Raw genomic sequence first — 14,950 nt, 5'->3', positions numbered from 1 at the left:
AGTTGAGTTATTTTCGTTTATTTTTGATTGCGTTAAGACTGGGGTGTACATCTTTTGGTGGTCCTACTGCACATTTAGGTTATTTCTATGATGAATATGTAAAGAAGAGGCGATGGTTAAACGATGAGGCATATACGAATCTTGTTGCTTTATGTCAGTTTTTGCCTGGTCCTGCGAGTAGTCAAGTTGGATTTGGTGTCGGAGTTGCTCAAGCAGGATTATTAGGAGGTGTAGTTTCATTTATAGGTTTTACCCTTCCTTCAGCTTTAGTGCTCATGATATTTGCAGGTCTTTTATTAAAGATGAACTTTGATATGACTTGGGTTCAAGGATTAAAGATTGTCGCAGTGGCGGTTGTATTGAATGCCATTTTAGGGATGGCTCAAAAGCTGCTGCCGGATGTCAAAACAAAATTAATGGCATTATTTACATTGGTTGTGACTGTACTCGTTACGCATCCAGCTTCCCAAGTAATAGCACTCATAATCGTTGGTGTCGTTAGTATTATGTTATTTAAAGATGTTCAAACACAAACGACTCATCTTCAATTATTTAAAATTCGTAAGACCGTTGGAATGGGCGCTTTAGTGTTGTTCTTGGTGCTACTGATCGTATTGCCTATTTTAAATGTGATCTCTCAATCAAAATGGATTGCAATGATTGATAGCTTCTATCGTGCGGGTGCGCTCGTCTTTGGTGGAGGACATGTGGTGTTGCCTTTGTTGAAAGAAGAGTTTGTAGTGACTCATATGATAAGTGCAAATGACTTTATAACAGGCTATGCATTAGCTCAAGCAGTACCAGGACCTCTATTTACATTTGGGTCTTATATTGGAACGGTTGTAGGTGGATGGCTAGGGGGTATAGTCGCTACACTTGCAATATTCTTGCCGGCCTTTTTATTGCTAATAGGTGTACTTCCATTTTGGGAACAATTACAAAAAAATAGATTAATCCGTAAAGCGTTGAAAGGCGTTAGTGCAGGTGTTGTAGGAATATTGATTGCAGCATTTTATGACCCTATTGTGACGTCAACGATTCATTCACATATTGATTTTGTATTTGCAGCTATTTTATTTGTGCTGTTAGCTTATTGTAGAGTGCCGTCATGGGCAATTGTTATATTAGGCTTAGCAGGTGGTGTGATGGTTTACTAAAGTATTAGAAATTGAATAAGACAATGTGTGTATGCGATGATGTATGTAAACTTTGATTTTAAAAAGTTTACAATTATAGTATAATATCCATATTGTAAGAACTTATTATTAAAGGGGGAATACGATGGATATTGCATCCCAAATTTTGAACGGTGAAGATTTGTCACCTGAAGAAGCCTATACACTCTTTACAGATGAGAAAATCGATACGATGGATTTAGTAAACGAGGCATATCAGTTACGCAAATATTATTATGGTCATAAAGTGAAGTTGAATATGATCTTAAATGCGAAAAGTGGCATTTGTCCTGAGGATTGTGGTTACTGTGGCCAATCTCGCGAAATGAAGAAAAAACAACGCTATGCCTTAATTCCTGAAAATCAAATTACAGAAGGGGCAAAAGTTGCGGCAGACAATCATATTGGTACATATTGTATCGTCATGAGTGGTCGAGGCCCTAGTGATAAAGAGGTTGATCATATTACCGCATCGGTTGAACGCATCAAATCTGAGCATCCTCAACTTAAAATATGCGCATGTCTTGGATTGGCAAATGAAGAACAAGCGGCACGTCTTAAAGCAGCAGGTGTTGATCGTTACAATCATAACTTGAATACGAGTGAAAACTATCATGACGAGGTTGTTACGACACATACTTATCAAGATCGTGTGGATACGATTGAAACAATGAAAGCACACAACATTTCACCATGTTCAGGGGTGATTTGTGGTATGGGCGAAACGAATCAAGATATTGTAGATATGGCTTTCGCTCTGAAAAAAATTGATGCAGATAGTATTCCGGTTAACTTTTTACACCCAATAAAAGGCACAAAGTTTGGGAATAAAGATGAATTGACACCAATGCGCTGTTTAAGAATTTTAGCGCTATTTCGCTTGATTAATCCTTCGAAAGAAATCCGCATTGCAGGTGGGCGTGAGGTCAATTTACGTTCGTTGCAATCAACAGCATTGATGGTTGCTAATTCTATTTTTGTTGGAGATTACCTCATTACAGGAGGTCAACCTAACAAAATGGATTATGATATGATTCGCGATATGGGATATGAAATCGATTATACCAATGATATGACAACAGTGCAGTAAAAGATAAGAAGGCTCTTCAATTTCACGTATGATGTGAGGTTGAAGAGTTATTTTTGTTATACTATTATAAAATATCGTATGACTTTCATCATGTAAGGCTAGAGTATGACAATATAGGCACTAGACATATGTTAAAATAGCAAAAACGATGATTGCATCAGAGGAAGTGAAAAAATGCATAAAAAACGAATCATAACTGGCATTGCGGCATCAGCTCTAATGCTTGGAACTGTACAAAATGTATACGCAGCCAATGAATTCAAACCAAAAGAGGAAATTTTCCTTCAAGGTGCGGACTTAAATGAACAACAATTAGAAGAAACAAAAGATAAATTGGGTGTCGGCAATAATGTGACCACATATAAGGTTGGAAGTACGGATGTTGTACGTTACACAGGCACAGAGTATGACTACATTCATTCTAGTGCCTTGATTAAGCCCAAACGCTTTACAAGTGGTGTGGATGTTGAGATAGAAACGCCTGAAAATATTACACGAATCACTCGGGAGCAATATATGAATGCTGCGATAACTGCAGGCATTCAAGATGCAGTGATTAAAATAGCGTCAATTGACCCGGTGTCAGGTGAAGGTGCACTGACAGGTATTTATAAAGCGTATGAAGCACAAGGTCATACCCTTAACGGTCAAGATATACAAAATGCGCATCAAGAGATGAATGAATTAGCTCGAATCAGTGAAAATCATGCTCAAAGTGACGCCTTTTCAGATGAAGCACTTAATGAGGCTATTGCAGATATGAAAGCGCAAATAGCCGATGCAAAAACGTCTAATCAACAAATCAACGACATTACAATTAACAATATTGTGATTCAAACGCTAAATGAGAAGGGACTCAATCAAATTTTAAATGACAGTGAGATAGCAATGATTCAAAATATGATGAAGAATGTTGCAAACTCTGATGTCATCAATCAAGATCCTGACGCATTTAAAAAGCAAGCACAAGATTTGATGAAGCAAATTCAAAGTGATGCTGGCGATAAATTGGATGCATTGAAAAAGTTAGACACTGAAGAAAATCGCAATGCATTACAAAAGTTGTGGGATGCGATTGTAGCAATATTTACTAAATTATGGCATTGGCTGACATCATTCTTATAATAAAACACAAAAAGAGAGGTTGGAGACCATTCACTGGCTTCCAACCTCTCTTGATATATCCGCTACGAAAATACTTTGCGAACAATTATATTGCCTGAAGCGTTATAAAAGTTAATGACGAATCAGATAGTCAAATGCTGATAATGCAGCAGTCGCACCTGAACCCATTGAGATGATAATTTGTTTGTAACGTTGGTCAGAACAGTCACCAGCTGCAAATACACCGGGAACATTTGTATGACCTAAACGATCGATTTCGATTTCGCCCATTTTGTTACGTTGGACAGTGTCACCTAACCACTCTGTATTAGGAGATAGCCCAATTTGAACAAAGACACCATCTAAATCAATATGCTTCACTTCGTCAGTTGTACGATCAGTGTAAGAGATACCGTTAACACGGTCATCACCAGTGATTTCTGACGTTGCTGCATTCGTAATCACAGTTGTATTAGGTAATGATTGTAGACGATCTTGTAAAACTTGATCAGCCTTCATCTCAGACCCAAACTCAAGTAATGTAACGTGTTTACATATACCTGCAAGATCAATGGCAGCTTCAACGCCTGAGTTACCGCCACCAACTACTGCGACATCTTTACCTTCAAATAGAGGGCCGTCACAGTGAGGGCAGTATGCAACACCTTTATTTGCAAATTCTTGCTCACCAGGTACACCAAGCTGTCTCCATCTTGCTCCTGTTGCAATAATTAAGGATTTTGTTTGAAGTGTCGCGCCGTTATTAAGGACAATTTCAGTACCTTCATCTGTTTTGCGAAGTGCTTCAGCTCGGACACCTTTCATTACATCAACATTGTAATCATTGATGTGTTGCTCTAAGTTGCTTGATAATGCGGGGCCATTTGTCTTGGTAACACCGATATAGTTTTCGATATCGGCTGTATCATTCACTTGACCACCAATACGGTCAGCAACGATACCTGTACGTAAGCCTTTACGCGCAGCATAAATTGCTGAACTTGCACTTGCAGGGCCGCCACCTATCACTAATACATCATAAGTTTCTTTGCCTTCAAATTCTGAAGCATCTGGGCCTTGGCCAAGTTCACTTAGAATATCTGTCACAGTCATGCGACCGCTACCGAATTGTTCGCCATTTAAGAAGATAGAGGGAACTGCCATAATGTCTTCTGATTCTTCTTTGAATACAGCACCGTCAATCATAGTATGCGTAATATTAGGGTTAATCACGCTCATGAGGTTAATTGCTTGAACAACATCCGGACATTTTTGACAAGTCAAGCTTACAAATGTCTCGAAATTTAAAGGTTCGTTAATTGATTTGATTTGGTCGATTACAGATTGTTCTTCTTTTGGTGCGCGCCCACTTACTTGTAGTAGTGCAAGTACAAAAGAATTGAACTCATGACCAAGAGGGACACCAGCAAATGTAATGCCAGTGTCCTCTCCAGGTCTGTTCACACTAAAACTAGGTGTGCGCTTTAATTCAGCTTTTTCTACTGTAATTCGAGGTGACATTTCAGCGACTTCGTTTACAAGATCATTTAGTTTCTGTGAATGATCATCAGAACCAGCACTCACTTTGAATACTACGTCACCTTCCATCAAATCAAGAAATTGAGAGAGTTGTTTCTTTAATTCTTGATCTAACATTCAGTAAAGCCTCCTTAAATTTTACCTACTAAGTCTAAACCAGGTGTTAAAGTGTCGTTACCTTCTTCCCATTTAGCTGGGCAAACTTCACCAGGATTTTGACGTACATATTGAGCCGCTTTAATTTTGTGTACTAAAGTACTAGCGTCACGACCAATCCCATCTGCATTAATTTCAGCTGCTTGAACAACACCGTCTGGGTCAACGATAAATGTACCACGTTGTGCAAGACCAGATTCTTCATTTAATACGTCGAAATTACGAGTAATGGTTTGTGATGGGTCACCAATCATCGTGTATTCGATTGAGCTAATTGCGTCAGAATGGTCATGCCAAGCTTTGTGTACAAAGTGTGTATCAGTTGAAACAGAGTAAACATTTACGCCTAACTCTTGTAATTTAGCATATTGATTTTGTACATCTTGTAATTCAGTAGGACATACGAAAGAGAAATCTGCAGGGTAGAATACAACTACGCTCCAGCTACCTTTCAAATCTTCTTGAGTAACCTCAACGAACTCATCTGATTTAGCATTGTATGCTTGTGCTGTAAAATCTTCAATTTGTTTACCGATTAAAGACATAATGGATATCCTCCTAGTATTTTAATATTATTATTAGATTAGAATTATAGGCAAATCTTTTTTGTCATAATTCCTTTTTAATAATAATTCTAATCTCAAGCATTATTATTACATGTTATGAATGAAACGTCAAACATAAACTCTGATAATAATAGAATGTTTGTTAGTGCTTATTAATAAGGGATTAATTCTCTATTAATGTACTTACAAAGCACCAAGTTCTATATCATCATAATATCATTTATTATTACATTTTCTCAATTAAAGCGCTTATGCTTAAAATTGATGAGCAACAATTAATAATAGTGGGTAAACCTTACATTTATCACTGAAATCCGTATTCGTACTAGTCATTATATTTTGCGAGTCTTGAATCTATATATCACAAATAAAAATATAGCAGATAATAAGAACCATAATAGTAAATAGAATAGGTGAAAAGGTTCCTTATGAATATGAATGAAGAAAGCGATATTCATTGGAAAGTAATTGAGTAAATATATTAAGATGTTTGAAACATTTGCTGATTTAAAAATTTCTACAAAGAGAGTCATTGATAGAATTAATACTATAAATATAAAAAAGCTGATTGACCAATTGTTTTAGTGATTAAGCCAAAACCTAAAGCAAAACAAATTATCATAGCAATGTATAATAACAGACTCAAATAGTCATGCCACTGTATATTAAAAGGTATACCTAAAGCGATGAGTGAGATTACCGAGGTGATTAGACTACTAACAGTGCCTAAAAAAGCTTTGCCTAACAAAAGTTCAACAGGTTTAAGGGGTGTCTCAATCAAACTTTGTAATGTTCCTTTTTCGTTTTCTTCAGCTAGTATAGAAATGGTAATACAACCTAATGGCATTGTGAGTGAGAATGCAATGATGATATACACTAGTAAATCATTAAATGATTCAGTTGATCCTTCAGAGGCAAGGGATGCACTCAAAAACTTAAAATATAGAGCAAGTAATATAGGCATAATAATCATAAAATAGAGAGAAGGATTACGTAAAATTTCTTTAAAATCTTTATAGATTACAGCTTTAACTCTAAATAATTTCATTGCTTTTTAACTCCTCTCCAGTAACTTTTACAAAAATATCTCCTAGTGATGGTATATCTGAAGCAATATATTTTAAGTTATCATTAGTGATTAATTTATGAATCAATGCGCCAGTGTCTGAATTGATATCTAATGTAAAATGAATGTCGTCCTTAGTGATGATTTTAATTGTAGGTGTGGCGTATTGGTATTGCAAAGACTGCGGATGACCAATTAACTTAATCTCTCCATTGATGATGAATGCTACACGGTGACATAATTGTGCAGCTTCATCCATATCATGTGTGGTGATAAAAACAGTTGTACCTTGCTCGTTAATCTCTTTTAAACGACTGTGTATCAACTTCGAAGTTATAGGATCAAGGTTTGCAGTGGGCTCATCTAAAAATAATAATTTGGGTTTATGAATAATTGCTCTTGCAAGCAAAACGCGTTGTTTCATACCAGACGATAATTCACTAATACGCTTATTTCTGTGATCATTTAGCTCAACATTTTCTAATACTTCATCTATGCGTTGCGTTGGTATCTGATAAATATCAGAGAATAACTTCAAGTTTTCATATATTGTTAAACGGTGATATAAAGATGAGTGGTCTGTCATAATACCAATATTATGCATGAATTGAGAAGTACCTAATTTACTTGCATTATAGCCTAAAACATTTAGACTCCCTTTAGACACCTTGAATAAACCAGTCATCATATTAATAGTCGTAGTTTTACCAGCACCACTTGGTCCTAAAAAACCAAAAATCTCGCCCTTCTTGACGGAAAAATCCAAGTTTTTAACAATGATTTGATCTTTAATCTTCTTTTGAACGTGTTGTAGTTGAATGATATTTTGCATATATGTGCCCTCCTATCTATAGTAGGACAAGAATATAATAATCATACGGTAAGCAATACTAAAAACTGATGAAATGTACCTATAAATCATTCAAATGTTATGAGGAGAGCTTGAAAATATGTTCAATATCCTTAACTTTGTCTCTAGACAATGGAATGATTTGGTCTCTATTCTGATTTAAATATAAAGAATAGCTATTTTTCGACCATGTAATAATCTCGCTCACTTTTTGTAAATTGACAAGATAAGAGCGGTGACATCTAAAAAATCCATAGTCTATAAGTAGTGATTCCATAAAGGTAAGGGTCTTATCATTTGTGTAGACTTCTTTTCCTATATGAATTTCAACCTTTCCTTCACGAGACTCTATAAAGTCGATATCTATTGGGTCAATTAGAATAATTTTTTCGCCAACTTTTATTGATACGCGATGAACTTGTCGGCGAACGGGTTGAACGTCAAAATCTTTAGAAGTTTCATTTTCCGATTGTAATCGTTTTAATCCTTGGTGGCTCAATCGATAAGAGTTATTTGTTAGAAGTAATGCTTCTTCAACATGATTGGTCGTACACACGATAGAAGACTTTTGGCTTAATTTTCGAATGAGTCGCATCATTAGTGATTTATGTTCAATCGTTAATTGTTGTAAAGGTTCTTTAATTAAAATATATTGATGTTCACTAATAGAAATGCGAACAAGATGTAGTAACTTAAGATTTGAGGTGGATATATTTTTGACTTTTTCATTTTGGACTGTTGCAAGATTAAATTGTGCAATTAAGTCATCTACACGGATAGGCTTGTTGAACCATTGCTTCCAAAAATGAATACATTCTTTGACTTTTAATGTTTCAGGTAAAGGCTCATTCAAAGTTGTAGTATATATATGGTTGTTTATATTTAATATGTTATTTTGAAACTCATCCTCACTGACTATCATAGTGAGTGGGTGGGTAATGGTTTCGCTGTGCGTTTGTGAACACTTGAGTTTAAATGATACCATCTCTAAAACCTGCCTTTTTATGTTAGCTATAGTATAACATTAATGATTGGTGTTATTTTGGAAAAGGGTATAAATGTGTTTTTATGCTGATGATAGACAAGGAATGATTAAATTTAGGTACTATAGTCATTTAGAGGGTAAAAATTAATGGAGGTTTGTAGTCATGCAATATGAATGGGAATTTGATAGGATAAAATGGTGTAGTAGAGTTAAAGGAGTGTTGTTCAATGTCAAACCATGTTTATCATTTAACGCAAAAGCATCATTCAGTTCGAAAGTTCAAGTCTGAAAAAATAAGCCGTGACGTTATTCAAAAGTTAATCGAAGCAGGACAAATGGCTTCGACTTCGAGTTATTTGCAAACCACATCATTTATTGGTGTTGAAGATGTTGAGAAGAAAGAAGCATTAAAGGAAGTTTCGGGACAACCCTATGTTGTAGATAATGGTTATTTGCTTGTTTTTGTCATTGACTATTATCGCCACCAATTAATTAATGAGTCTAGAGGTGCGGATATGGAAGGAAGTTTTGAATCCGCTGAAGGTTTATTAGTTGGGACAGTTGATGCTGCTCTTGCGGCTCAAAATATTGCCCTTACTGCTGAAGATATGGGGTACGGAATTGTTTATTTAGGATCACTGCGCAACGATGTAGAACGTGTGCGGGAGATATTAGGATTGCCTGAGCATACTTTTCCTTTATTTGGAATGGCATTAGGTGTGCCGGCAGATGATGAAGAGGGAATGCCTAAGCCAAGACTACCATTTGAACATGTCTTTCATGTCGATAGTTATAACGACAACAAAGATGAACAAATGACTCATCTGAAAAAATATGATGACATCGTGTCTAACTATTATAGTCAGCGTACTAATGGGGAGCGAGATGAGACGTGGTCAGAGCAAATTGCACGCTTTATGAGCAGTAAACAGCGCCAAGAGATGCTTGATTGGTTGCAAATGTCTGGATTTAACAAAAAATAATATTAAAAAGCTAGCGTAAGACCTTTAATGAAAAGGGCTGGTACGCTAGCTTTTTTGGTAGGTTATAAAATAAATGACTCAAATCTAAGTTCATGCTCAACACTTTTAGGTTAATGTTGAGATGCTAATTCGTTATAGTCGTTTGATTTGAATGTTTCGTCGTCTAATTGTTTTGTTAAGCGTGCTGTTCCTGTTCCAGCTACAATAGAGTCATTAACATTCAATGCTGTTCGTCCCATATCAATGAGGGGCTCTACTGAAATAAGTACACCAGCAAGACCCACAGGTAAGTTTAAGGCAGATAATACAAGGATTGATGCAAATGTTGCACCGCCCCCAACACCAGCAACTCCAAAAGAGCTTAAAACCACAACGACAATTAAAGTCAGAATGAATTGTAAATTAATTTCAACGCCTGCAACAGGCGCGACCATTATCGCAAGCATTGCTGGATAAATACCGGCACAGCCGTTTTGCCCAATAGATAGTCCAAACGATCCTGAGAAATTTGCAATAGACTGAGGAACCCCTAAACGATTGGTTTGGGTTTGAATATTTAAAGGTAATGCCCCTGCGCTTGAACGTGATGTGAATGCAAATATTATGACTTCAGCCGTTTTCTTCATATATTGAATAGGGTTGATGCGTAATGCCGATAAAATAATCAAATGAATCACGTACATTGTAATTAATGCAGCATAAGATGCTATGACAAACTTGCCTAATGTCCAAATTGCGGCAAAATCGCTTGTCGCCATCGTATTAATCATAATTGCTAAAATACCATAAGGTGTCAGGCGTAAAACGAATGTGACAATTGCCATAACAAGCGCATATACGGCATCGATACCACGCTTTAAGAGGTGACCGTTTTCAGGTTGTTTACGTGCGACGCGTAAATAAGCAAATCCGATAAATGCTGCAAAAATGACAACAGCAATCGTTGACGTTGCACGTGCTCCTGTAAAGTCTAAGAATGGGTTGGCTGGTAAAAGTTCTAAGATTTGTGCAGGCAGAGTAGTTGCAGTCATTTCTCTAGCTGTATTTGCAATTTCACTACTTCTGGCATTTTCAGCTTGGCCTAAATCGATACTAGATGCATCAAGACCAAAAATAAGGGCATAGACAATCCCGACAATAGCAGCAATTGCCACTGTTCCAATAAGAAACATAAATATATAGCTACCCACTTTGGCGAACTTTTCGCCAATTTCAATTTTAGTAAAGGCAGCTACAATCGATACAAATACGAGAGGGATTACAATCATTTGAAGTAACGCTATATAGCCATTACCGACAATGCTAATCCATTCAGTCGTTTGTGTTGTAACGTTACTGTTTGCACCGTAAATAAGGTGTAAAATTAATCCTAGGATAATACCAAGACCTAGTGCTAAAAAGACGCGTTTCGGGAATTTAATATGCTTTTTAGCCATTATTGCCAATCCTAGAAGTGCTAAAATAAATATAATGATATTGATAATAATATATAACGTAGACATAAAAACACGCTTCCTTTTAATTCCGATTTATAAAATAAGAATAATAGGAAGCGTTTATAAAATCAAGTATAATTTTTAAATTGTATGCTGATGAGGTTGGAATGGTTGTAATATTTCACGTGCTTGGTGATTGCCATCTACCAATTGCGCCATAAGTTTCCCCACAATCGGTGATAGAAGAATACCATTTCGATAATGTCCTGTTGTGACATATAGATTCGGACGAACTTCTCCCATGATGGGCTCTCCATCTGGTGTAATAGGACGAATACCTGTCCACTCTTTAATGATACGGCCTTGTTTTAATGCAGGAATCATAGCAATACTCTCACGGTCTAGCCAATTCAAGTTATCGCGATTATTCTGAGTGCTCCAGTTGTCGATTTCAGAAGTAGCGCCAATTAAGAAACGATTCGGCTTTTTCGGCACGATGTAACATCCATTTACATTAAAAATAGTTTCTTGCAAACCATGATAGTCAGATGCGATAAGTTTGACATCACCTTTGACAGGGTGCGTCGGTAAATGAATATTGAGGTGATGCAATAACGCGCCACTCCAAGCGCCAGCTGCGATAATCAGTTCGTCAGCATGGAAAGTTCCTTTAGACGTATGAATATGATAGCCCCCGTTATCCTGTTGAGAGATAGAAGTGGTTTCGGTATGAGTCAATAATTCGATAGATTCTCGGTGGGCTACTGATTTTATTAATGCTTGCGTATAAATATTAGCATTGATTTGTCCGTCGTCTTGAATTTTAAAAGCGGCACTTTGATTAGGATCAAGCTTTGGAAAACGTTGTGCCATTTCTGAGGAAGACAGTAGTTTAATCGTATGATCGTGTGATTGTAAAAATTGGAATTGTTTGTGTAGTGCTGTTATATCGTGGCTGTTTGAAGCCACTTTGATTAAACCATACTTTTGGTATTCAATATCGATACCTGTTTCACGCTCTAAATCTTTTGCAGTTTCGGGCATCATTGCACGACTTTGCATGGCAAGACGGTATAAAGGTGTGTCTTCAAAAAATTCATTTTGAGCACCTAGCATTCCTCCAGCTGCATAGGATGCATTCATTCGTGGAGTCGAGCGATCGATGATGCGAATGTGTCGGTGTTTAGATTTCAATTGACGTGCAATTGACAATCCCATGACACCAGCACCAATAATGACGGTTTGTTCCATAAAAAAGCCTCCTGCCAATGAGTAGGGGGCAAGAGGATGATTAGATTGAAATGGATACGCTAGAATACTGATTTCAGCAACAGTATATCGTATTAAAGCTTCCCTTCGTTGGTTCTAACCACTTCAGGTTCAAAGAGTTAAGATTCATCTTTCTCAGCTCACTCGAGCACCCCTAGCATTGTCATATTAAGTTAATCATGCATCACTTATTATAAACCGTGATAGATATTGTTGCAAAATGTACGGATTATCCTCCGAACAAGCGCTGTAAAAATCCTTTTTTCTCATTGCGTTCAATCGTATGTGCTAATGCTTTCTGCTGTTGAACTTGAGATTCAATACTTTGTTGTGTTTGATTAATCTGCTCAGTTTGTTGTTTTTGGGCTTCAGTAAGTGTCGCTAACGATTGATTGCTCGATTCAAGTTGTTGATTTAATTTTGTATGTAATGCTTTCAACTCTTCTTGCTGTTGATGGACTTGAGAAACCATTTGACCTAACATTTGACGTTCTTCGCGCATTTGATTGATTTCATTGCGTAATTCATTAAGAAGGTGTGGGACTTGTTGATCACTTGGAAGATGGTTTTGATCTTCTTTAACAATAACTTGTAAAAAATCTTTTTCCTGTTCAAGTTCTTCAAAAGCAAGCTCATAGCTATTTGTTCGACCCACACGTTCGGCGATTTCCTGGAATAATTCGATATCTTCTTCTTGAAAATCTGTCGCTTCACGACCGCGGTATTCTGTCTTTTTTAAGTGGTAGCCTCTTTCCTCAAGATGCTGCACAATTTTACGAACTTGTTTTTCGCTTAAGCCTGTTTTTTCGGCAAACTCTTTTGTTAGCATAAGTCACGATTCCTTTCTAGTTTTTTAGACAAACGGCAGAGTGCGTTCAGTAACCCGTAAGTCTTACCTCCTCATTATTGTAACGGCTTTATTTGCTGATTTCAAGGGGTTAGTCACTGACTTCTTTACTCAGCCCCATCTTGATAAGTAATGGATAAATAATCTTGCGAGGAAGACGGTTTGCAAATACATATTTGAGAATATAGCAAGATTTGATACTTGTTCCATAAATGTCTTTAGTCAATGGAATATTTGTTTTGATATACAATTCTAACGGAACAGGTTTTCCATTGCGATTGAGAGAAGGTTGTAAATAGTTGATGTCAGTTTGTTTGTCAAAGTCATTTTGCATGAGAAAGCGACGTCGAAAAGCAATGTCATCTGCTGTATCGTTGTCGACATTTGGTGATTCAAAGGTAGACTCAAACATAAAGAAGTTAACATCGCGCCCATGTAATTGATTAGCTAGTGCGTTCACACCTGTTTCTATTGCATCAAGTGTTGATTTAAGAAATGTTTTGCACTGAGGTCCTTTTTCAGCGATTAAGTAAATGATAAAACCAGCATTCGTCGTTGCTTCGTAATGTGCAGTCGCAAAGCTGACCACTTTTTGGTCATGAATGCCTACTAAAAAAACGTAATCGTTTTGTGTTTTTTCAGTTTTTAATGATTGCACGAAGACGGACTCATCTTCGGTTACAAGGGGGTCTAGTTTATCTTTATAAAATGCCATAGCAGGCGCATACCATCGATCTTGTGTCGATTTGATCTGTACAAATTCCATGTTGTTCACCTCTTTTAATTTGGATTAAGTATAGCATAGGTTCAATGCTTCAGTGAAAGTGGGCGTGATTGAAGGTACAATAAAAGGATTAAGACGCGAATACGGTCTTAATCCTTATGACTTAATGTGATAGGATTTAGGACGACATTGGACATTTTAGTCTTAAGCTCGTATTATTCAATATCACCAGTATGCTCTGATGGCATATGTTTATGTTCCAAACCCTTATCTTGACTTTGATACGCTGCGTTGTTGGCAACTTCACCATTCTTAACATTGTCTTTTTGACCGATTACGACAATTTTATTGTTAGAGATGTCTTGCTTTAAGTCATCCTTGGCATTCTCTTCTAAGTTGTATCGTGTCAAAACAGCTTCCTCGGCATCTTCACCAATAAAAAATCGCATGAATTTGTCACTAATTGTAGCATTAGTAGACTTATGTTGAATTTGTGAATCGTTGAAACGGTCTGTTTGTAATTTCCCTTTACTGATAACCGTAATTTCACTTTCGTCGTAACCATTACGTAAAAATGATTCAACTGCCTTGATTGCATCTTCTTCAGTACGAGCTACTTCATATTTTGTCATTTTTTAGCGCCTCCTTGGTTGCATATACATTATGTATCTACCCCATTTTAAATTAATAAAACGATTTCAAAAACTGACAATGTCTACCAATAATTTACATAAATTTCTGAAAATAATCAATATAGCGCGATAGTATTGCGATTTTTTTATAAATTTGCTATTATCGGTTAATAATTTATACACTCATATAATCTGAAGAATATGGCTTTAGAAGTTTCTACCATGTCGCCTTAAACGATATGACTATGAGTAATTGTTATAGCTACAAGACGCTACAATTAGCTCCTGAATTCGAGCTCGCATTGCGTAATATATTAGAAATGAAGTTTTGGTATAGATGTCAATATGCGTGATTAAAGCTATACAGCGCCATTGAACAATTGCATGACGATTACTCTTAGTGAGGTTGAGACATAAGGTTTGTGTTCTGAGAGACCGATTAAAGGTGCTCTAAAAGCTAGTATTGATGCAGAAAATAATGACTTGAAAAGATTGCTTTGACGGTCGGTGTTTTATTCTGTCCAAATG

Annotated in this window: 14 protein-coding genes and 2 riboswitches; of the genes, 4 read left to right on the top strand and 10 right to left on the bottom strand. The window is 36.5% G+C overall.

Going from position 1 to position 14,950, the window contains the following annotated elements; translation table 11 throughout:
- The first annotated feature begins 2 nt into the window (after positions 1-2).
- From chrA to C7J90_RS02660, 3 genes are all read left to right on the top strand, one after another.
- Positions 3-1,157, top strand: a complete 1,155-nt coding sequence (gene chrA / locus C7J90_RS02670) for a chromate efflux transporter (protein ID WP_103207837.1) — start codon at positions 3-5, stop codon at positions 1,155-1,157.
- Positions 1,158-1,281: 124 nt separating this feature from the next.
- Entirely contained in the window at positions 1,282-2,265 is a 984-nt protein-coding gene (gene bioB / locus C7J90_RS02665; RefSeq protein WP_103207835.1) for a biotin synthase BioB, read from the top strand.
- 174 nt (positions 2,266-2,439) lie between these two features.
- Complete coding sequence (locus C7J90_RS02660) at positions 2,440-3,390, top strand: DUF1002 domain-containing protein (RefSeq protein ID WP_103207833.1); 951 nt, start codon at positions 2,440-2,442, stop codon at positions 3,388-3,390.
- A gap of 111 nt (positions 3,391-3,501) precedes the next feature.
- Here the strand turns inward: C7J90_RS02660 and ahpF are convergent, their stop codons facing one another.
- From ahpF to C7J90_RS02635, 5 genes are all read right to left on the bottom strand, one after another.
- Positions 3,502-5,025 (bottom strand): alkyl hydroperoxide reductase subunit F, encoded by a 1,524-nt coding sequence (gene ahpF / locus C7J90_RS02655; RefSeq protein ID WP_103207831.1) that lies wholly within the window; start codon positions 5,023-5,025, stop codon positions 3,502-3,504.
- 14 nt (positions 5,026-5,039) lie between these two features.
- Entirely contained in the window at positions 5,040-5,609 is a 570-nt protein-coding gene (ahpC, locus tag C7J90_RS02650) for an alkyl hydroperoxide reductase subunit C (RefSeq protein WP_103207829.1), read from the bottom strand.
- 568 nt (positions 5,610-6,177) lie between these two features.
- On the bottom strand, positions 6,178-6,678 hold the full coding sequence (locus C7J90_RS02645; protein ID WP_103207828.1) for an ABC transporter permease: 501 nt from the start codon (positions 6,676-6,678) through the stop codon (positions 6,178-6,180).
- On the bottom strand, positions 6,665-7,528 hold the full coding sequence (locus tag C7J90_RS02640; RefSeq protein ID WP_103207826.1) for an ABC transporter ATP-binding protein: 864 nt from the start codon (positions 7,526-7,528) through the stop codon (positions 6,665-6,667). Before C7J90_RS02640 ends, C7J90_RS02645 begins: the two co-directional genes overlap by 14 nt.
- A 97-nt stretch (positions 7,529-7,625) precedes the next feature.
- The gene (locus C7J90_RS02635; RefSeq protein ID WP_158701890.1) at positions 7,626-8,468 is read right to left on the bottom strand and encodes a LytTR family DNA-binding domain-containing protein; all 843 of its coding nucleotides are present in this window, start codon (positions 8,466-8,468) and stop codon (positions 7,626-7,628) included.
- 290 nt (positions 8,469-8,758) lie between these two features.
- Here C7J90_RS02635 and nfsA point away from each other — a divergent pair, with 290 nt between their 5' ends.
- Positions 8,759-9,514 carry an oxygen-insensitive NADPH nitroreductase gene (nfsA, locus tag C7J90_RS02630; protein ID WP_103207823.1) on the top strand — a complete coding sequence of 252 codons (756 nt, stop codon included), beginning with the start codon at positions 8,759-8,761 and terminating at the stop codon, positions 9,512-9,514.
- A 110-nt stretch (positions 9,515-9,624) separates the two neighbouring features.
- Here nfsA and C7J90_RS02625 read toward each other — a convergent pair whose 3' ends face one another.
- From C7J90_RS02625 to C7J90_RS02605, 5 genes are all read right to left on the bottom strand, one after another.
- On the bottom strand, positions 9,625-11,016 hold the full coding sequence (locus C7J90_RS02625; RefSeq protein ID WP_103207821.1) for an L-cystine transporter: 1,392 nt from the start codon (positions 11,014-11,016) through the stop codon (positions 9,625-9,627).
- 75 nt (positions 11,017-11,091) lie between these two features.
- The gene (thiO, locus tag C7J90_RS02620; protein ID WP_103207819.1) at positions 11,092-12,201 is read right to left on the bottom strand and encodes a glycine oxidase ThiO; all 1,110 of its coding nucleotides are present in this window, start codon (positions 12,199-12,201) and stop codon (positions 11,092-11,094) included.
- An 83-nt stretch (positions 12,202-12,284) separates the two neighbouring features.
- A riboswitch (TPP riboswitch) is annotated at positions 12,285-12,385 on the bottom strand.
- 63 nt (positions 12,386-12,448) lie between these two features.
- Positions 12,449-13,048: a DNA-binding protein gene (locus C7J90_RS02615; RefSeq protein WP_103207817.1), complete on the bottom strand. Its 600-nt coding sequence runs from the start codon at positions 13,046-13,048 to the stop codon at positions 12,449-12,451.
- 109 nt (positions 13,049-13,157) lie between these two features.
- The gene (locus tag C7J90_RS02610; RefSeq protein WP_103207815.1) at positions 13,158-13,832 is read right to left on the bottom strand and encodes a hypothetical protein; all 675 of its coding nucleotides are present in this window, start codon (positions 13,830-13,832) and stop codon (positions 13,158-13,160) included.
- A gap of 173 nt (positions 13,833-14,005) precedes the next feature.
- Positions 14,006-14,422, bottom strand: coding sequence for a general stress protein (locus C7J90_RS02605; RefSeq protein WP_103207813.1), 417 nt, complete (start codon positions 14,420-14,422; stop codon positions 14,006-14,008).
- Between the two features lie 163 nt (positions 14,423-14,585).
- Positions 14,586-14,688: riboswitch (purine riboswitch) on the top strand.
- Positions 14,689-14,950: the final 262 nt, after the last annotated feature.

The organism is Staphylococcus felis (assembly GCF_003012915.1).
Taxonomy (GTDB): domain Bacteria; phylum Bacillota; class Bacilli; order Staphylococcales; family Staphylococcaceae; genus Staphylococcus; species Staphylococcus felis.
This window is presented reverse-complemented; position numbering and strand designations above follow the sequence as displayed.